The following is a 19,023-nucleotide window of genomic DNA, read 5'->3' on the forward strand; positions in this document are numbered from 1 at the left end:
CCCGCCCCGAGGAGCCCGCATGCCGTCCGCCCGCCGCAGCCTGCTGTACGTCACCGACCTCGCCTATCCGGCCCGCGGGCGCCGCTACTGCGACGAGGACATCCGGCTCACCGCCCGGCTCCGCGAGGACTTCGATCTCGCCCTGTGCCACCCCCGGGACGCGGTCGCGCTGATGGACGGCTTCGACGCCGTCGTGGTGCGCAACAGCGGGCCGGTCCTGGAGTACCCGGAGGCCTACCAGGCGTTCTGCGACCACGCGGCCGCGACCGGCGCGCTCGTCTACAACGAGCTCACCGGACGGGCCGACATGGCGGGCAAGCAGTACCTGCTCGACCTGACCGCGGAGGGCTACCCGGTCATCCCGACCGTCGACCGGCCCGAGGACCTGGACCGGCTGCCCGCCGCCGAGCGGTACGTCGTCAAGCCCAAGCTCGGCGCGGACTCGATAGGCCTGCGGATCGTCCCCGCCGACCGGGCCCGCGAACTGGCCGACGGCAGCGTCCTCGTGCAGCCCTGCGTGGACTTCGCCTACGAGGTCTCCTTCTACTTCGTCGACCACGACTTCCAGTACGCCCTCTACGCCCCCGACCCGGACCGGCGATGGGAGCTCCAGCCCTACGAACCCACCGCCGCCGACCTGGAGTTCGCGCGCCGCTTCGTCGACTGGAACGCCATCGGCCACGGCATCCAGCGCGTCGACGCCTGCCGCGCACCGGGCGGGGAACTGCTGCTCGTGGAGCTGGAGGACCTCAATCCGTACCTGTCCCTGGACGCGCTGGACGAGGAGCGCGGGAACGCCTTCGTCGCGGCGATGAAGGCGTCCCTGCACGGGATGTTCAGCCGAGCCTGACCGTGATCCGCTGGGTCGCGCCCGCCGTCGTGCTCAGGTCGCCGAAGGTGAGCCTGAGCGAGGAACCGGTCGTCGCCGAGGTGACGGTGGCCGGTTTCGACGTCACGCCGGTGACCGGGCGGTTCCAGGTGAGCGTCAGGCTCGTCCGCATGCGCATCGGGTCGCTGACGCAGATCACGGCGGTGCCGTCGCTCTTCTCGTTGATCATCACGCAGCAGGGGTTGTCGGCGACGAGTGAGCCCACGGTGCCACCGAACCAGAAGTTGACGCCGGTGAACCCGAGCGCGGGAACGGCCACGCCCTGCTGGTCGTTGGAGTTGGCGAGGACGGTCAGCCAGCCCGTGGCGGCGGCCCGTGCCTGGGTCTGCGCCGCCGTCGCGCCCGGCATCAGCTGGTAGGCGTAGGTGCCGGCGGTCGGATCGGTGCCGTGGTCGACGTACATCGTCAGGTACTTGCGGTTCAGTACGGTCGTGGAGCCGCCCTTGTTGATGTCGCTCCAGCGGCCGTCGCGGGCCTCGCGGAGCGCCTTGACGGTCGCCCCGCCGGGGAAGACATAGCCGCCGTGACCGCCGATGTGCGCCCAGCTCGCGCCGGTGAGCGTCTCCGACCAGGGGTGGGCCGACGGCTTGGTGGTGCCGTCGACCGTGAAGGGCGCGCTGCCGGTGGGGCCGAGGTTGCGGTTCTCGACGGTGGTCTCCACCGCCGTGCCGTCGGTGCAGCGGATGCCGGCGCCGAGGCAGACCACCGTGTCGTCGAGGAAGAACCACGACTTCTTCGCCAGCAGCGTGGACTGAAGTCCCTTCAGATACTGGCCGATCGCCGCCCGCTGTCCGTCCGTGGCGCCGCCGACCCAGTTCACATCGGGCAGTGCGGCGCCCCAGTCGCCGCCGGCCGCGTCCGCGAGCACCTTGCGCGAGGCGGTGGTCCCGGGCAGCCGGTAGGGGTCGACGGTCGGCCAGAAGGCGTCGCTGTACTGGCCGTTGGCGAAGGTGTCGCCCCACCAGTAGAGCATTCCGGAACCGGTGTGCCAGCCGCGCAGGTTCTCGCCGTTGCCCGTCTCGTAGTACGTGATCCTGCGATCGGCCATGCTGAGCGAGGCCGCCCAGCCGGGCCTGCGGTGGGTGGCGCGGGCCATACCGGGGAACAGCCGGTGCCCGGTCGGCTCGGCGACGGACGTGACCGAGGTGTCGTCCAGCACCGATGTGAGCCGGACCAGGTTCGTCAGCCCTATGGAGGGGTTGCTCATCGGCGGGCTGTAGTAGTCGCGCTGGAGCCAGCCCTTGACCAGCCCGCGCCAGCGCGCGTTCTCCGCCGCGCTCGCGCCCTGTCCGAGCAGAACGATCGAGGCGAGGATCGGATGACCGCGCAGGTGATCGTCCTGCTGGATCTGCTTGGCGTCGGAGGCGGAGAGCCCCCGGCTGATCGCCCGCCCGGAAACGCCGTCCATGACCAGGCCGTTGTAGAGGAAAGGTGCCCACGCGCTCTCGACCGCGTCGAACACGTTCTGCCGCTTGGTGTCGGTGACCGCCCAGGTGGACCCGGCGAGCAGCGCGAACAGCATCCCGAGGCCGCCCAGCAGCACGGAGCCGTAGGAGCCGGTGTACGGCACGGTGGTGTGCTGGATGAACGAACCGTCGGTGTACAGCCCGTCCCCGCTCGTGACATACGGGAAGACGGGGGAGAGGGCGTCCCGGGCCAGGGCCACCTTGGCGGCGCTGCCCCCGACGATGCCGCGCAGCGCCAGCACGCGGCACAGGTCGACGCGGTTGGCGCCGGTACTCGTGCCGGTGTAGTTGGCGACAGCGGAGTCGGGCACGAAGTGGTCGACGGCGGCGCAGTAGTCGGCGAGCTGGGTGGCGGTGAGCGAGTCGTACATCAGCACGCACACGTCGAGCAGTGCCTGCGGGGCGCCGATCTGCCAGCTGTACCAGTTGCCGTAGCGGGTCTGGTTCGCGTTGTAGACCTCGGAGTGGAGGTGATCGAGTCCGGTCAGGATGGCCGTCCTGAGCGTGCTGTCGCCGGTCAGTCCCGTTCCGGGCCGGCAGTACGCCTGGGCGAGGGTGCTGAGGCGGTTGTAGCTCGTGTTCAGGTTGCCCGAGTAGCCGTACGACTCCTGGTCGGTGTCGGGTTCGGGGTCGGCGTACACCAGGTCCGGCCAGAGCGATCCGGCAGCCGGTGCCATCGCGGACCGCAACTGGGCGGCGGTGCTGCCCAGTTCCGTGAGCCGGCTCTTGAAGGGTTCGGCGGTGGGGCTGAACCCCTCACCGAGGATCAGCGTGCGCCACTTCGCACGCAGGGTCGCGAACTCGTCCGCCTCCTCGGCGGCGACGGCGGCGGGGGTGACGGGGTTGGGGAGGGTCAGGGCGAGAGCGGTTGCGGTGCTCGCGGTCAGAAAGCCGCGACGTGACCAACGAGTCGTCATGACGGCGGTTTCTAGCACGTCTTCGATCAAACGCTCAACAACTCTGGCCGAATTGAACGTATCGATCGTTTGGTGGAATGAGGGCGGGTGAACTCCGGAAGCGGACAGCCCGTATCACTCGGCGGAGTGATTTCGCCCCCGCCCACGGGACGGAAGGAAGCGAAACGTGGAGCACAACGGCCCACCCCTCGAACCGGCCCGAGTCCTGCGTCCCCGCCGTACCGACGCCCTCGCCGACCTGTTCCGCGAGCCGGGACGGGATCCCGGCGGCACGGAGGGCTCCGCCGAGTACGAGCCCGTACCCCTGCCTGCCCCGCCGCGCGGCTCGGAGGACGACACCCAGGAACTGCCCCCGGTCCCTGCCGACCCCGTCGACCCCGCAGGCGCCGGCCGCTCCGGCCGCAGCCTGCCCCGGGCCACCGTCGCGTTCGCCGTGACCGCGGCCGCCCTGATCGGCTTCGGCGGAGCCCTGGTCCTGCCGGACGCCAAGGACGACACCCCGGCCCGGAGCGCCGCGCCCCCACCCCCGGCGGCCGCCGCCCCGCACCCCACCGACTCGGCCGCCCCGGACCCCGACGGCCCCGGCACCCTGCGCGAGGGAGACACCGGCCCCGACGTCACCGAACTCCAGCGACGCCTGCTGGACGTCCCGGACGTCTACGTCCCCGGCTCCACCAGTGGCCGCTACGACGCCACGCTCACCGAGGCCGTGGCCCGTTTCCAACTCTGGTACGGCATCCGCGGCGACGAGACCGGCGTCTACGGCAACGACACCCGCCTCGCACTGGAGTCCCGCACGTCGAACACCGGAGGCTGACGAGGGCCGCTTCTTCGAACACCGAGCAAGGGGCGCGGAAAGCGGAGCAATCGGCGCATGACGGGCTGTCAGCCTGATAGCGGGCCCCGCGCATCAGGCGCCCGGCCCGCTCGACCCGAAGGCCCTCCCCGATGAACGCCTCCCGCATTCCGGGCCTGGTGCTGCCCGTCGTCTTCCTGCTGGCCCTCCTCGTGGGCGCGGTCTGGTACTGGCGCCACCGCCACGACGACTGACCGATACCGGCGACGGACTCAGCGCCAGTCGTCGATGACGTAGGCGTCCGGGTGGCTGTAGCCGGGCTCGTTGGGCCTGTGCATGGTCACGCCCTGCAGCCAGGTGCGGAAACCGCGGTCGGCCATGCGGCGGTAGGCGTCCTCGCGGGCCAGGTTCATTCCGGCGTCCAGTTGGCCCAGGCCCTTCTCGGTGGCCAGCTGCTCGCACGCGCTCAGCAGTCGTTCGAACCGGTCCCCGGCGCCCGGGCCGGGGCGTACGGCGCCGAATTTGACGAAGCACACGTCCTCACCGGCCTCCGACCCCGCTCCGCAGTGGCAGACGGCCAGACCGTCGAGGCCGGAGTCGGCGCCCTCGAGGAGGATCGTGTCACCGAGCCCCTGCGCCTGTGCGGCCACGATCTCGCGCTCCACGCTCAGGCCCTCGTACACGGACTCCGTCAGCGCGCGACCGAGGGTCAGAGCCTCGGGCCGCTCGGCGGCGGTCAGTTCGCCGTACAGCACTCGGCCGGGGACCGCGGCACTGACGGCGACCTGCTTCTTCATCACGGCTGTGAGGAAGCGGGGCCAGAAGCCGTACCGGCGGTAGAGCTCGAGGTGCTTGGGACTGTGCGAGAAGGTGAACAGGCCGCGGTGGCGGGTCTCCCAGGTGTCGAAGCAGGCCATGACCGGGTCCATCAGGCGCCTGCCGACGCCCTGGTCCCACCGATCCGGACGTACCGTCAGCGGGCCGAAGTACCCGACGCTGCCCCAGTCGGCGGCGAAGTTCGATCCGACGACCTCGCCGTCGACGGTGGCCGCGAAGGCCGCGTGCGGATCGGCCGCCCAGCGGGTGCGGACATAGTCGGCGGTACCGAAGAACGTCTCCGGCTCGGGGAAGCCGAGGAAGGTCCCGAAGGCCACCCTGAAGATCGCGTCGGCCCGGTCCAGGTCCGGCTCGGCCAGCGGGCGGACCGACACCGAGGCGGCGACACTCGTACGCTTCGCTGCGGGCATGATCGCTCTCCTTCCGCCCCCCGTCCCATCGCACCACGGACGCGCGCCGCGGGCGAAGTGACAGAGGTGGCGGTGCCTCAAGGGGGAGCCTCGGGCGCGTGCCTCAGCGGGTGCCTCGGAGAGCGAGCCGCGCGTGCGCCCTCAGCGGCGCTCCGACAGTGCCTGCGATACCGCCCGCACGCTCCGCGCGATGTGCTGGAGCTGCATGACCTCGGCCGCGTACATCTTGATCGTGTGCTCGATGACCGACTCGGGCATGCCGAGCGCGGGCAGGTCGGCGCGGGCGGTCTGCAGGGCGGTGCGGGCGACGCGGATCTCCTGCTGGACCTGGATCTGCGCGTGCCGGGCGAGCAGGACCGGGTGACGGATCAGCGCCGGGTAGCTGGCGTAGCGGGCCGGCACCAGTTCCCGCAGCCACTTGGCCGCGGAGCGCTCCCAGTCGTAGCTGCCCGGCGTCTTGACCTGGCAGGGCCAGTCCGAGCTGATGCGCGTGGTCGTCAGGGTCATGGTGCTCGCTTCCGGGTGTGCGGCGTCGTGAGGGGTGGGCCGACGAGGTCGGGGCGGCCCCGGCCTAGGGGATGACCGGGGCCGCCCTGCCGAACACCCTGCGCGCCGACGGGGTAGGAGACGGCGGCTGAGGGTGCCCGTCGCGGAGCCCGCGGGGCCGACGGAAGTGCGCACGGCGGATGGGGTGACGTGCGCATGAGCGGACCGTCGGCCTTTCTGCGGGCGGGTGCGGCGTGGAGCAGTATTTATATATGCCGTCCGCTTTGCAAGACGTATGAAAACATTCATGCTCGAAAAGGGGAGGAAGATGCCCCTGTGATGCGGTTTGGCGGCTGTGGCGGGGGAGCCCCGGGGTTCAGTCCCGGAGGAAGAACTGGTGCTGGTCGGAGATGTGCTCGTACTCCTCGAGCCGGGCCTGGGTGCGCTCCGGGTCGGCGTCGGTCATCGCCTGGAGCAGGGCCGCGGCCATGACGCCGGGCGCGGCGTAGGAGTCGAAGACCAGCCGAGATCCGGTGCCTGTGGCGAAGACGACGTCGGCCGAGTCGGCCACCGGGCCGAGCGCCAGGTCGGTGACGAGCGCGACCCGCAAGCCCGCGTTGCGCGCCACCTGCACCGCGGTGAGCGTCTCCTGGGCGTGCCGCGGCATCGAGAACGCCAGCACCCATGTGCCGCCCGCCTCGCGGGACTGGAGCAGCGCGTCGTAGGCCACGCTGCCGCCCCGCGTCACCAGCCGGACGTCCGGGTGGATCCGGCGGGCCGCGTAGGCGAAGTACTCGGCGAGCGATGCCGAGATGCGCAGGCCCAGGATGGTCAACGGGGTCGACCGCGACAGTTCCCGGCCCACCTCGATCACCTGGTCGGGGTTGCCGAAGTCGCGCCGCAGGTTCTCCAGGTTGTCGATCTCGGCGTCGACCGCGGCCTGGAGTTCGTTGCTGCCGTTCTCCTCGGTGCCGGGGCCGCCGGCGAGGGCGCCGAGGGCGATCGACTGGAGCTTCTCCCGTAGCGCCGGGTAACCGGTGAAGCCGACCGCGGCGGCGAAACGGGTCACCGAGGGCTGGCTGACCCCCACCCGCTCGGCGAGATCGGTGATCGACAGGAATGCCGCCTCGGTGATGTTCTCGATCAGGTACTGGGCGATGCGGCGCTGCCCCGGGGACAGATGGGGGCCGTCGAAGAGCACTCTGAGCTGGGAAGTCGGGGACGCCTCCGCTTCCGCGGCGGTCTTCCCCGAGGTGATCGCGGATGCCTGTGCGCGTGCCTGCTGCGGCGATGGCACCGGTGCGCCTCCTTTGTCTTCCACAGTGCCTCAACATAGCTCACACACCGTGCCGAACCGGAGGCCGAAAGCCCTTCCGACAGGTCAGGAAGCAGTCAGGATCACAACGCTCATCGTCGATAGATGGTGATCGAATGGCCGACCGTATCGATCGGGTGACTGGTCTCGATCAACTCGGCCAGCCGGCCGGTCGCCTTCGCGACCGACGAGTCCGACACCACGAGCAGCCCGCGTACCTCCCGCGCGGGCACCGTGCGCGGGTCGACGGCGTCGATGCCGTAGTACGACGGCACGCCACTGCCCTTGTACACCAGCCAGACCCGCTCGCCCGGATACCGCTCGCGCAGCCGGTCGGCCAGCCGCCCCAGGTCCTGCCCCCAGTCCACGGCCGCGTCGTGCAGCCGCAGATGCGTCTTCGCGGGACCCCCGAACGCCTCGTTGGAGTACGGCAGATAGTAGGGAAACGTCCGCAGCGAGCTGACGGCGACGAACACCACCAGCCCCGCCGTCACCGCCGCGACACCCACACGCACGCGCGTCCCCGTCCGCAACCGGCCGCTCCCCACCCCCAGCACACAACCCGCCGCCACGGCCAGGAACATCGGCACGAACACCGCGTACCGCGTCCCGAAGTCACGCGACCCCTGCATCGCCGCGAGCAGCAGTACGGCCGTGGGCACCAGCAGATAGGGCGCCGCGGGCCGCAACCGTCGTACCGCCAGCAGCGCCACGGCACCCGCCGCCCACAGCGCGAGCATCCCGAGCGGCGTCTTCACCAGCAGCGCGGCCGGCAGGTAGTACCAGAGCGAGCCGGTGTACAGCCGTCCGAACAGGAACCCCTGCCACGGGTGCTCCTCGAAGGCGAACTGGATCCGCATCCCGTCCCGGTACGCCTCCGGGAACGGCAACGCCTCCACGACCAGGCCCCGCAGCCCGTGCACGACGGGCACCGGCTGCTCCGGCGCCCAGCGCAGCCGCGGATCGACCACCAGATACGTCGCCCATACGACGGCCACCGCGACCAGCGCCACGACGGCGGCCCCCGCCGCGGCCCGTCTCACCACAACACGCCGGACCGGCGCGGAGGTTGCCCACCACACCGACACCACCGCGAGACCGAGCAGCACCGGCACCGCGCTCAGCGCGCTCATCTTCGTGGCGAGAGCCGCCCCGAGCGCCGCCCCGGCGAGCGGCAGGCAGAGCCGGGGCCGCAGACGCGCCCGCCACAGCAGCCACACCGACGTCAGCAGGAATCCGGCCGCCGGGACGTCCAGCGTGGCCAGCGAGCCGTGCGCGATGACGTCGGGGGAGAAGCAGTACAGGGCCAGCGCGGTCAACCCGGCCGCCGGACCGGCCAGTTCCCGTGCGAAGGCGAACACGACGAGACCGAACAGCAGGGTCAGCACGATGACCGGCAGACGGGCGAAGAGCATCAGCCGCCAGGGATCGTTGCCGGACTCGTACAGCAGATGCCGCCCGATCTCCCCCTGGTCGCCCTCGAACGCGGCGTCGTAACGCGGATCGGCGAGCGCCACCCCGGCCGCGACGACCAGTTTGCCCAGCGGCGGATGCTCGGGGTTGAGGCGCAGGCTGTGCTCGTCGAGGTAGACGGCGGCCGTCCCCACGTACACGGGCTCGTCGATGGTCGGCGTCTGCTGGACGGCGGTCGTGATCATCGCCACGGCCATCTGGCCGAGCAGGACGACGACCACGAGCGGCACGAGCCAGCGCCCGCGGGACGGGCGCGGTGACTCGGGGACGGCGGGCCGGGTGTCCAGGAGCGGTTCGCTTGCCATCATCCGTCCCGCCGTGCCACCGGCCGCGCGGTGGCGGGAGGGGTGCTGCGGCGCCTCATGCGCCTACTGTGCACCAGCTCCCGCCACCAGGAGTGTCACCGCTTCAGGAGTCGTACCGACAGACCTTCCGCCGTGTACACGGGTACGGCCCGCAGCGTCGCGGAGTTCAGCTCCACCCGGGAGAACTGACCGCTCAGCCGCTGCGCCTCGATGACCGGGACCGTGGTCCCCGCCACCGGCGGACGCTCGGCGTCCAGGCGCAGCGACAGCACGCTGCCCCGGCCCAGGACCACCCGGCGGGACACCTCCAGCGCCGGGCCGTGGCTCTTGCGCAGGCGCAGCTCCAGGGCCGAGTCGCCCTCCTGGACGTACGTGCCGCGCACCCGCAGCACCTTGTCCACGCCGAGCGTGCCGCCCACCACCCGCACGTCGCCCTGCCCGAGGGCGCCCGCGGACCCGGCGATCAGCACGCCGTCCTCGACGACCGTGCCGCCGTGGTACCGGTTGTGGCCCGTCAGGGTGAGCGTGCCGGTGCCCCGCTTGGTCAGGCCGCCCTCGCCGTCGATGTCGTTGCGCCAGCTGTCGGCCGCGTGGAAGCCGCCGGCCGCCGCGTCCAGCGTGACCGTCACATCGGAGTCGAACGCGCCGTATCCGTCCGCCGCCGCGAACAGGTTCAGCCGACCCCACTGCTCGAAGCCGTCCAGCAGGACGTACCCGGCGGGCAGCGCCGTGCTGCGCAGCACCGCGCGCCGCTGCTCCGCGTCGAGGTAGGGCAGCCGCGTCTCCAGCAGCACCTCCGCGCCCTTCGGCACCGTGAGCGGGAGGTCACGGCCGCGGCGGGGGAGGACGTACGTCAGACGCGGGCGCACCGAGCGGGCGTTGGCGTCCCGGTCGGCGTACGGGTCGGTGTCGGTGCCGGCCGAGTGCGCGTGGGCGAAGAGCTCGTCGGCCGCCTTGCCGGTACGGGCCTGGAAGTAGGCCAGCGCCTGGGCGCGGGCGGCGGCCTTCAGTTCGGCGTTCGCCGGGTCGCAGAGGGCGGCCGCCGTGAGCGCCGTGGCCATCACCCGGCCGCCGATGACGTCGACGGGGGAGTGCATGCCGGCCACGATCCGGGTGTCGGCCAGGGCGAAGGCGTGCGTGACGAGCTCCTGGAAGCGCTCGGGTATGGCGTAGGCGAACGCGAGGCCGGCCAGGTGCAGGGCGTTGGTGTGGCCGCTGGGGAAGCCGCCGTCCTCGGCCGGGTTGGCCGAGCGCTGGCGCAGCAGCTGCGGGGCGACGACGACCCGGGAGTCGTACACCGGGTAGCCGAGCGCGTCCTTCCGCCCGGTGTCGACGACCTCGCTGTCCTCGTTCATGCGCCACGGACGCGGGTACTGGTAGGCGAACTTGGCCGGGTTGCCGGAGGCGAACGGGCCGCGCACGGTGTCGACGAGCTGGGCCACCTTGCCGAGCTCCGAGCTCTGCGAGCCCGCGCCGAGCGCCGATCCGGCCGGGGCACCGACGGGGACGGCGTCACTGACGGTGGTGGCCGGGGTGCCGTCGGGGGCACTGGTGATCGAGGTGACCGCCTTGGCGCCCTGCCGGTACAGCTCCGCGAGCGGGCCGAGACCGGCGATCATGGCGTAACTCTGGTGCTGGCGGTCGACGATGAACGCCTGCTTCGCCTGCTCCTCGGTCCGCGTGGTCGTCACGCGCACGCAGTGCCGGACGTTGGCGCGCAGCACCTCGGGCAGGAGGGGCGTGCCGGTGTTCCAGGCGTCGCCGGTCTTCCAGACCTGCGCGAAGCCGCCGAGGATCCGGACCACCGCGTTGGTCTCGGGGGTGAGGTTGGCGACGACGTTGGTGCGGAAGTCGTCGACGAAGGCGGCGGCACCGGCGGCACCGGTGGCGGCCTTGGCGTCCGCGGCGGCCAGCCAGGTCACGAAGGCCGGCGCGGCGACCACGCCGGCCGAGGCACCCAGGGACGTCCTGAGGAAACCCCTTCTGTTCAGGGCGACTTCACTGACCGGCGCGGGGGACGGATGCCCGGCGGTGGACGACATGCGACTGCCTCTCTGGAGTTCTTCGGTCGTACGGCGGAGTTCTCCGGTCGTACTGCGGAGTGCTTCGCTCGTACGGCGGAGTGCTGCGGCCGTGTGGCGGAGGAGGGGGATCGAAGTGATCGACTCGACCGTTGCGCGTGGACGGGAGCCCGGAGTTCGCGGACGATCGAGTCGTACGAGCGAGTCGTACGAACGAAGATCTACGGGCGAGTCATGTCGGTCGCGGGAGCACTCGGCGACCGACCGGTGTCAGAGAAGTGAACGGGAAAGCGCTATCGCCCCGACGACGGGTGGCACCCGTAGTGGCCGGGCCCAGGCCTGGGGAGCGCTTTCTGCGAGCGCGGCCGTGAAGGCGTCGTACAGGCTCGGCTGCGCCAGGATCGTGCCGCCCGCGACGACCACGTCGTCCACCGCCACCCCGCGCGAGGCGAGCCGCGAGACGAGCGCGGCCAGCGACCGGCCGCCCTCGGCGACCACGGAACGGGCGAGCGCGGAACCGGCCTCCTCGGCGGCGAACAGCACGGGAGCGTGGCGGCCCCAGTCGGCGGAGACCTCCTCGGCGGACTCCAGGGCGGCGCCCAGCGCGGGCACTTCGGCGACCCCGATCGCGGCGAGCAGCCCCTCGGCCAGCGCGTCGGGCCGCTCGCCCCGGTCGTGCGCCGCCCACACGGCCCGTACGGCCTCCCGGACGAGCCCGGCCGAGCCGCCCTCGTCGCCGAGGAGCGCGCCCCAGCCGCCGACCTGGACGGCGGTGCCGTCGGGCAGCCGGCCGACCGCGACCGACCCGGTGCCGGCGACCAGGCCGACACCCTTGTCCAGGCCCGCGGCCGGCACGAGGAGTTCGGCGTCGCCCACGATCAAGGCGGGCGCGTCGAAGTGGAGTTGCAGAGCGGTACGGATCTGGGCGCACTGGCGCGGCGTCTCACAGGCGTGTCCGCCGACCGCCACGGCGGCGGGCCGTCCGCCGCCCGGCAGGGCGTCGGCGACCAGCGCGGCGAGCCAGCCGGCGGCGGCCACCGGGTCGTGCGGCCGCCAGCCGCTGCTCGCCCGGACCCGGTCGGCGACCAGTTCCGCGCCCGCGACCGCGCGCAGATGCGTCTTGGTGCCGCCCACGTCGATACCGACCACGAGCGGGGACAGGGGGGAAGCGTCCTGCACGGATTCTCTTTCGTCGTCGCAGAGCGGTCTGCTACGGCGGGCGAGCCGTGCCTGGAAGACGTCGGCGCCCGGCGAAGGGCACCGCGTGCGGCGCCCCGGCAGGGACGTCGGTCGGGAAGCCTCGGGACAGGCTTCTGAGGGGGCGGCAGGCGAGTGCCACCGAGTTCGTTAGGAAGTTAACTAACGAAGTAGGGTGCGTCAAGAGGCGCGGAAATCCCGGTGCTGGTGGCCGGAGTTGTCCGATCACCCACCGCCGAACGATCCTTGCGGCCGGACGGATCCACACCGGACGGCCACGGCACGACCTGGGGAGACCATGGACCTGAGCGAGAGCGCGCGTGCGGTGTTCGCCGTGCTGGCCGGGGCGAGCACCGCCACCCGTCCCCGGCTCGCGGCGGACGCGGGACTGTCGAAGCCGACCGTGTCCACCGCCGTGGCCGAGCTGGAGGCCGTGGGGCTCGCGGCCCACTCCGGCACCGCCGCCGGCGCCACCGGCCGCTCCGCCGCCGTCTACCGGCTCGGGCCCGCCGCCGGCTCCGTCCTCGCCGTCGACCTCGGCCCCGACCGGACCCGGGTACGCGGCTGCGCCCTGGACGGCACCCTGCTCGCCGAGAGCGACGGACCCCGCGACGAGGCCGCCGACACCGTCCGTACGGCCCTGGCCGGCCTGCCCGCCGGCGCCCCGCTGCGCACCGTCGTCGTCGCCGTCGGCGATGTCACCACCCGCGACCGGGACGGCGGGGGCATGCGGCCCGCGACCGCCAAGGCGGGCCCGGTCTACGACGCCATGTCCGTCGCCCTGCCCCCGGGCGTCCCCGTCCACCTGGAGAACAACGTCAACTGCGCGGCCCTCGCCGAACTGCACGAGGGCGCCGCCCTCGGCCATGACACCTTCGGATACCTGCGCATCGGCGTCGGCATCGGCCTCGGCGTCGTCATCGGCGGCCGGGTGCTGCGCGGCGCAAACGGCGCGGCCGGCGAGGTGGCCCGGCTGCCCTACCCCTGGGACACCGGCCGCGCACCACGCCGCGAGGCCCTGGAGGAGCACATCGGCGTACGGTCCCTGCTGCGTCGTACGGCCGAGGCGTGGCGGGACGCCGACGGGCCCTGCCCGCGCACCGCCGGGCGGCTCTTCGCGCTGGCCGACGAGGGACACGCCACCGCCGCCGCCGTGGTCGCCGGACACGCCGCCGACATCGGCCGGCTGGCCGCCGCCGTGGCCGCCGTACTGGATCCCGGACTGATCGTCCTCGGTGGCGCGGTCGGCGCCCACCCGCGGCTCCTGCCCGGGGTCCGGGCCGAACTCGCGCGGCTCAGCTGGCCCACCGACGTCGTCAGCAGCGCCCTCGGCGACAGCGGCACGGTCGTCGGTGCCACCCGGCTGGCGGTGGCCCGCGGAATCCAAACCGTGACCGGCATGGACCGGGGCAGGCATTGACGGACTCCGTCCGCTTCTGCCAATGTCCGGACAAGCGCTTTCTGAACCGGCGGGACCCGGTTCAGGGCGGGGCTTCGAGCCGTACGGAACGTACGGCGAGCCGGACGAGGGCGTGCTCGTCCGGACACGGCTGGGACGACGGCCGTGGCCCCCCGCCCGCCAGGGCCGCGCGACCGGGCGAGGTCGCGGCGAGCCGGGAGGCGCCATCCACGAGGATCCCGAGCCGCGACGGCCGGGCGATCCGTCACGCACATCCAGGGAGGACCCGGTGGGTCACCAGATCTCGCGCAGAACCCTCTTCCGCACCGCGAGCGGCCTCGCCGTCGCCGGCACCCTCGGGGGCGCCCTGAGCGCCTGTGGCGGCGGCACCGGTGCCGGCAGCACCAGCGGCGACCTGACCATGACGTGGTGGGGCAGCGACGACCGGCACGCGGCCTACAAGAAGGCGCTGGCCTCCTTCCAGAAGGACCACCCGAAGATCAAGATCCGGGAGACCTACTCCGGGTACGACGGGTACTTCGACAAGTTCAACACCAACATCGCCGGCGGCAGCGCCCCCGACCTGCTCCAGATGGACACCGCGCTGGTCGCCCAGTACGCGCGCAAGGGAGTCCTCGCCCCGCTCGACTCCTACGTCGGCAAGACGCTCGACCTCACCGGCTTCTCCAAGACCCTCCTCGCCGCCGGCACCGTCGACGGCAAGCTCTACGGCGTGCCCTCCGGCATCGGCGTCAACCAGCTCACCGTCAACCGCAGCGGCCTGGAGGAGCTGGGCCTCGAGCTCCCCGACCGCGAGTGGACCTGGGCCGACCTGAAGAAGATCGCCACCGACGTGTACAAGAAGAGCGGCGGCAAGACCTACGGCGTCGACGACGGCGGTGGCGGCACCCTCCAGGCCTTCGAGGTCTTCGCCCGCGAACACGGCGAGACGTTCTTCTCCGACGACGGCAAGAAGCTCGGGTTCACCTCCGACACCCTCCAGGAGTGGTGGGAGTACTGGGCCGGGATGCGCAAGGCGAACGCCTCCCCGCCGCCCGCGATCACCTCCGCCGCGCACAACGACCTCACCAAAAACGCGGTCGTCATCGGCAAGGCCCTGTTCACCTTCGACTCCGGCGTCTACGGCGCGGGCGGCTCGATCACCGACGCGCAGCTGGACTTCCTGCCCACCCCGCAGGGAGACTTCTCCGGCGCCCGTGAGGGCAACTTCGTCAACGGCGGTGTGCTGCTCAGCGCGACCAAGGCGAGCAAGAAGGTCGCCGACTCGGTGAAGATCATGGACTTCTTCGCGCAGAGCGAGACCGCCATCAAGGACATGCAGCTGCTGCGCGGCATCCCGCCGACGGAGAAGGCGCGCAATCTGATCGCCTCGGGGCTGACCGAGACGGACAAGCTGAACATGGAGAACGCGGACTACATCGCGCAGCGGGTGTCCAAGGCGAGCAACGCGCTGCCGGCGCCGGTGCCTCCGCCGCAGGGGGCCGACCAGATCTGGGATCTGCTGTTCCAGTCCAACCTGGCCGTGGCTTTCGGGAAGAAGTCGATCAAGGCGCAGCTCGGGGAGTTCTTCGATCAGGCCGCGGGGATTCTGGGCGGCTAGGACCAAGGGGCTGCCAGGGCTTGTCGGCTGTTGTCCGCGGCTTCGTCGTGGCTTGTCGCGCAGTTCCCCGCGCCCCTTGAGGGAGCTTCGCCGCCGCATCTTTTGAGACACCGGAAGTTGGGCCAGGGAGATGGGTATGACCACCGTGCAGACCGACGCGGTCGTGAAGGAGCCGTCCGCTCCCGCGACCCCGTCCGATCAGCGGGAGCGTGACCGCATGCGCCGTCGCCTCGCCAGACGGCGCGGCGGCGGATGGTGGCCGTATCTCTTCCTGGCCCCCTGGTTCGTGGGGCTGTTCGGGCTGACGGTCTACCCGATGCTCGACTCGCTGTATCTGTCCTTCACGAACTTCGATCTGCTCACTCCGGCGCGGTGGGTGGGGGCGGACAACTATGAGCGGATGTTCACCGACGACCCCGTCTTCTGGGACTCGGTGCACGCCACGCTCGTCTATGTCGTGGTGTCCGTGCCGCTGAAGCTGGCGCTCGCGCTCGGCGTCGCGATGCTGCTCAACCGCGATCTGAAGGGCATCGGGCTGTACCGGGCCGCCTTCTACCTGCCCTCGCTGCTCGGCGGGGCCGTCGCCATCGCCATCGTGTGGCGGCAGGTCTTCGGCGGGGACGGGCTGTTCAACGACTTCCTCGGCTGGTTCGGGATCGAGGGACAGGACTGGATCTCCAGCCCCGACACCGCGCTCTACACGCTCGTGCTGCTGGCCGTCTGGCAGTTCGGCACCCCGATGGTGATCTTCCTGGCCGGTCTGAAGCAGTTGCCGAAGGACGTCTACGAGGCCGCGGCGATCGACGGCGCCAGTCCGGTCACCCGCTTCTTCCGGATCACCCTGCCGCTGCTCACTCCGATCGTCTTCTTCAATGTCGTCCTTCAGATCATCGATGCGTTCAAGACGTTCACTCCCGCGTTCGTGATCAGCAACGGCTCCGGCGGACCGCTCAACTCGACCATGCTGTATTCGCTGTACCTGTACAAGAAGGGCTTCACCGACCTCCAGATGGGATACGCCTCGGCGCTGGCCTGGGTGCTGTTCCTGGTCATCGCGGGCTTCACGGCGGTCAACTTCGTCGCCGGCCGCTACTGGGTCCACTACGACGACTGAGCCTGAGCGAGGAGTCCTTCACCATGTCCGCCATCAGCCCGAGCGCCTCGCCCCTCCAGCGGCTGCGCTCGCTCACCGGCTCGCGCCGCATCCTCGTGCACACCCTGCTCATCGGGGTGGCCGTCGTGATGCTGTACCCGCTGCTGTGGATGCTGAGCAGCTCCCTGAAGCCCGACACCGAGATCTTCACCCACCCAGGGCTCATCCCGAACCAGGTGCGCCCCGAGAACTACTCCGAGGGCTGGAGCGGCTCCGGCAACTCCTTCTCCCTCTACATCACCAACTCGCTGATCGTCACGATCGGCGCGGTGATCGGCAACGTCATCTCCTGCTCGCTGGCCGCCTACGCCTTCGCCCGCTTCGAGTTCCGCGGCAAGAAGCTCTGGTTCGGCCTGATGCTCGGCACGCTCATGCTGCCGACGCAGGCGGTGCTGATCCCGCAGTACACGATCTTCTACAACCTGACCTGGATCAACACGTTCCTGCCGCTGATCGTGCCGAAGTTCCTCGCGGTGGACGCCTTCTTCATCTTCCTCATGGTCCAGTTCATCCGCTCCATCCCGCGCGAGCTGGACCAGGCGGCCATGATGGACGGCGCCAACCCCCTGCAGATCTACTGGAAGATCATCCTGCCGCTGATGAAGCCGGCCCTGATCACCACGACCATCTTCACCTTCATCTGGACCTACGACGACTTCCTTCACCAGCTCGTCTACCTCCAGCAGAACGACCGCTTCACCGTCCCCCTCGGCCTGACCCTGTTCCTGGACCAGACGAGCGGCTCGTCGTACGGCGCGATGTTCGCGATGTCGACACTCGCGCTCCTGCCCACGCTCATCTGCTTCCTCATCTTCCAGAAGAGGCTGGTGGAAGGCATGGCCACCTCCGGCATGAAGGGCTGACCACCCGTGCATCTTCCCCGCCAGCTCGGCGCCCTGCACGACCTTCCCGACACCCCGGAGGCGTACGACGCCGTCCTCGCCGGAGTCGTGGAGGAGGCCCTGGCGCGGCTCACGCCCGAGGGCAACCTGGAGCACCCGGAGTGCGTCGACGACATCGGCGACACCTCGCTCGGTGTGACGTCCCTGCTCGCTCTCGCCTGGCACCGCGGCAAGGACCCCCGCCTGCCGGACGCGGTGCGCCGCAGCCTCGGCTTCCATCTGCGCGAGCGGGTGTACACCGAGGACAACCCCGGCTACCCGAACCTGAAGGCCCGCGACTCCGGTCTGCCGTACGCCCGTTACACCCTGGCCTCCGGCGCCCACCCCATCGGCGACTGGCCGAGCACGGTGTGGGCGCTGCTCCAGGCCGTCGACGTGCTGGACCTGGCGGAGGGGCTCGTCGAGGACGAGCAGCGCGCCGAACTCGTCGAGGTGGCCGACGGCTACTGGCGGTGGCTGACCGAGGCGACCTTCTTCAACCCGCAGGAGGCGGGCAACCAGGCGATCGGCTGTGTGGTCGGCGGCCTGATGCTGGCCCGGCACCTGCCGGAGGGGCGCGCCGGGGCGGTCCGCGAGCGCGCGCTGAGCCTGTACACCGAGGAGATCCGCGCCCACCGGGTGCGCGACCGCGGCGCGCTGCTGCCTCCCGAGCACGGCGGGGCGTACGACAACAACTACGGCCCGATCTCCCTGTCCTTCCTCGCCCAGGCCCACCGCGTCAGCGGCGAGGAGATGTTCGCCGAGGACGGCGAGGCGCTGGCCCGCTACATCGACGCCCGTCTGACGAACGGCGGCTTTGACCTCGGCGGCCCGCGCTACAGCGAGCAGCACAGCGGCTTCGAGTCGGTGCTGGGTCTGCGCTACTTCGGCCGCCGGATCGGCTCCGACCTCGGCCGCTACCGGGGTGACACCCGGTGGGGCCGGCACGCGGTCAAGGGGGACGGCGGAGTGGACGGGCACTTCGCGTGGATGCTCGTCTGGCAGATCCAGGACACCGGCCGGTGGCACCGCACCGCGGCCACGGCAGCGGCCCGTCACCAACTCCGCGCGGGGACGGTCTCGGTGGCCTTCGACGACCGTATGACCCCCTCACTGGTCGAGGCGGCCGGCACGTACTACCTGCCCGCGGCCGTCAACCGGCAGCACGGCTTCGGCCCGGTGACGGACGGCTTCCTGTTCTGCCGCCCGATGGGCGAGGTCCGGGTCCGGGACGTCCGGGCCGACGGCCTGACGGCCAAGCTGGTCACCAAACCGGTGGTCGGCCCCGACCACGTCCTGCGCCACGTGCGGTCCCTGTACGTCACCGACGGCACGAGTCTGTGGACGACGGTCGTGGTGCAGCGGCTGCCCGGAGAGCCGTACCTGCTCGCCGGTCTGCCGTACGCCACGGACGACGGCGACCGGGTGCGCAGGACGGCGACGGGAGAGGTGTCATCGGCAGGCGCCCTTCGCCTGACCCACCCCACCGCGGACCGCCCCGACCACTTCGACGCCCGCGCGGACACCACCCAGGAACTGGCGGCCTTCGCCCTGGCGGCGGACCCCCGCGGCTACGGCAACCCCGACGAGGGCTGGCGCCACCTGGTCGCGTCCACGGCACTGGAGGCGGGCCCGGTCCCGGACGCCCCTGCGGACCTGCACGTGTTCGCGGTGCGCTACGGGGGAGCAGGGCCGTACGCCCCGGCGTTCGAGCAGACACGGGACGGCCTGACCGTGCGCACGGAATCCTTCACGGCACTGATCGGCGCTCCGTCGGGCGACGCCACGGGGGCTCCCGTACTGACCCTGCACGGGTGACGCACACCGGACGACAGGGGGTCGCGTGACCACGCCCCG

Annotated in this window: 14 protein-coding genes; 7 read left to right on the forward strand and 7 right to left on the reverse strand. The window is 71.4% G+C overall.

Annotated features, from left to right (window positions below):
• Positions 1-19: 19 nt before the first annotated feature.
• Positions 20-850, forward strand: a complete 831-nt coding sequence (locus AC068Z_RS04920) for an ATP-grasp domain-containing protein (RefSeq protein WP_478552372.1) — start codon at positions 20-22, stop codon at positions 848-850.
• Here AC068Z_RS04920 and AC068Z_RS04925 read toward each other — a convergent pair.
• The gene (locus AC068Z_RS04925; protein WP_478552374.1) at positions 837-3,272 is read right to left on the reverse strand and encodes a polysaccharide lyase 8 family protein; all 2,436 of its coding nucleotides are present in this window, start codon (positions 3,270-3,272) and stop codon (positions 837-839) included. The genes AC068Z_RS04920 and AC068Z_RS04925 overlap by 14 nt on opposite strands.
• 166 nt (positions 3,273-3,438) lie before the next feature.
• On the opposite strand from AC068Z_RS04925, the gene AC068Z_RS04930 reads away from it, so the two are divergent.
• A complete protein-coding gene (locus tag AC068Z_RS04930; RefSeq protein WP_478552376.1) occupies positions 3,439-4,089 on the forward strand; it encodes a peptidoglycan-binding domain-containing protein in 651 nt (216 codons plus the stop codon).
• A 251-nt stretch (positions 4,090-4,340) separates the two neighbouring features.
• On the opposite strand, the gene AC068Z_RS04935 is transcribed toward AC068Z_RS04930, so the two are convergent.
• The 6 genes from AC068Z_RS04935 to AC068Z_RS04960 all read right to left on the reverse strand — a co-directional run bounded on the left by AC068Z_RS04935 (position 4,341) and on the right by AC068Z_RS04960 (position 12,094).
• Complete coding sequence (locus AC068Z_RS04935) at positions 4,341-5,315, reverse strand: GNAT family N-acetyltransferase (protein ID WP_478552378.1); 975 nt, start codon at positions 5,313-5,315, stop codon at positions 4,341-4,343.
• Between the two features lie 141 nt (positions 5,316-5,456).
• Positions 5,457-5,822, reverse strand: a complete 366-nt coding sequence (locus AC068Z_RS04940) for a hypothetical protein (RefSeq protein WP_478552379.1) — start codon at positions 5,820-5,822, stop codon at positions 5,457-5,459.
• Between the two features lie 355 nt (positions 5,823-6,177).
• The gene (locus tag AC068Z_RS04945) at positions 6,178-7,098 is read right to left on the reverse strand and encodes a MurR/RpiR family transcriptional regulator (RefSeq protein WP_478552381.1); all 921 of its coding nucleotides are present in this window, start codon (positions 7,096-7,098) and stop codon (positions 6,178-6,180) included.
• Between the two features lie 110 nt (positions 7,099-7,208).
• Positions 7,209-8,894 (reverse strand): phospholipid carrier-dependent glycosyltransferase, encoded by a 1,686-nt coding sequence (locus tag AC068Z_RS04950; protein WP_478552383.1) that lies wholly within the window; start codon positions 8,892-8,894, stop codon positions 7,209-7,211.
• A 95-nt stretch (positions 8,895-8,989) separates the two neighbouring features.
• Positions 8,990-10,936, reverse strand: a complete 1,947-nt coding sequence (locus AC068Z_RS04955) for a phosphatase PAP2 family protein (protein WP_478552385.1) — start codon at positions 10,934-10,936, stop codon at positions 8,990-8,992.
• Between the two features lie 249 nt (positions 10,937-11,185).
• Positions 11,186-12,094 (reverse strand): N-acetylglucosamine kinase, encoded by a 909-nt coding sequence (locus AC068Z_RS04960; RefSeq protein WP_478552387.1) that lies wholly within the window; start codon positions 12,092-12,094, stop codon positions 11,186-11,188.
• A 316-nt stretch (positions 12,095-12,410) separates the two neighbouring features.
• Between AC068Z_RS04960 and AC068Z_RS04965 the strand changes: the two genes are divergently transcribed.
• The 5 genes from AC068Z_RS04965 to AC068Z_RS04985 all read left to right on the forward strand — a co-directional run bounded on the left by AC068Z_RS04965 (position 12,411) and on the right by AC068Z_RS04985 (position 18,984).
• Positions 12,411-13,532 carry an ROK family protein gene (locus AC068Z_RS04965; RefSeq protein ID WP_478552388.1) on the forward strand — a complete coding sequence of 374 codons (1,122 nt, stop codon included), beginning with the start codon at positions 12,411-12,413 and terminating at the stop codon, positions 13,530-13,532.
• A gap of 268 nt (positions 13,533-13,800) precedes the next feature.
• A complete protein-coding gene (locus AC068Z_RS04970) occupies positions 13,801-15,132 on the forward strand; it encodes an ABC transporter substrate-binding protein (protein ID WP_478552390.1) in 1,332 nt (443 codons plus the stop codon).
• Between the two features lie 136 nt (positions 15,133-15,268).
• Positions 15,269-16,246, forward strand: coding sequence for a carbohydrate ABC transporter permease (locus AC068Z_RS04975; protein WP_478552392.1), 978 nt, complete (start codon positions 15,269-15,271; stop codon positions 16,244-16,246).
• Between the two features lie 23 nt (positions 16,247-16,269).
• The gene (locus AC068Z_RS04980) at positions 16,270-17,148 is read left to right on the forward strand and encodes a carbohydrate ABC transporter permease (RefSeq protein WP_478552394.1); all 879 of its coding nucleotides are present in this window, start codon (positions 16,270-16,272) and stop codon (positions 17,146-17,148) included.
• 6 nt (positions 17,149-17,154) lie between these two features.
• Entirely contained in the window at positions 17,155-18,984 is a 1,830-nt protein-coding gene (locus AC068Z_RS04985; RefSeq protein WP_478552396.1) for a hypothetical protein, read from the forward strand.
• Positions 18,985-19,023: the final 39 nt, after the last annotated feature.

The organism is Streptomyces sp. NPDC043726 (assembly GCF_056436565.1).

Excerpts from the sequence above, each read along its gene's own strand:
- AC068Z_RS04920 (WP_478552372.1), top strand. The coding sequence starts at position 20 with ATGCCGTCCGCCCGCCGCAGCCTGCTGTACGTCACCGACCTCGCCTAT.
- AC068Z_RS04925 (WP_478552374.1), bottom strand. The coding sequence starts at position 3,272 with ATGACGACTCGTTGGTCACGTCGCGGCTTTCTGACCGCGAGCACCGCA.
- AC068Z_RS04935 (WP_478552378.1), bottom strand. The coding sequence starts at position 5,315 with ATGCCCGCAGCGAAGCGTACGAGTGTCGCCGCCTCGGTGTCGGTCCGC.
- AC068Z_RS04940 (WP_478552379.1), bottom strand. The coding sequence starts at position 5,822 with ATGACCCTGACGACCACGCGCATCAGCTCGGACTGGCCCTGCCAGGTC.
- AC068Z_RS04950 (WP_478552383.1), bottom strand. The coding sequence starts at position 8,894 with ATGGCAAGCGAACCGCTCCTGGACACCCGGCCCGCCGTCCCCGAGTCA.
- AC068Z_RS04955 (WP_478552385.1), bottom strand. The coding sequence starts at position 10,936 with ATGTCGTCCACCGCCGGGCATCCGTCCCCCGCGCCGGTCAGTGAAGTC.
- AC068Z_RS04965 (WP_478552388.1), top strand. The coding sequence starts at position 12,411 with ATGGACCTGAGCGAGAGCGCGCGTGCGGTGTTCGCCGTGCTGGCCGGG.
- AC068Z_RS04975 (WP_478552392.1), top strand. The coding sequence starts at position 15,269 with ATGACCACCGTGCAGACCGACGCGGTCGTGAAGGAGCCGTCCGCTCCC.
- AC068Z_RS04980 (WP_478552394.1), top strand. The coding sequence starts at position 16,270 with ATGTCCGCCATCAGCCCGAGCGCCTCGCCCCTCCAGCGGCTGCGCTCG.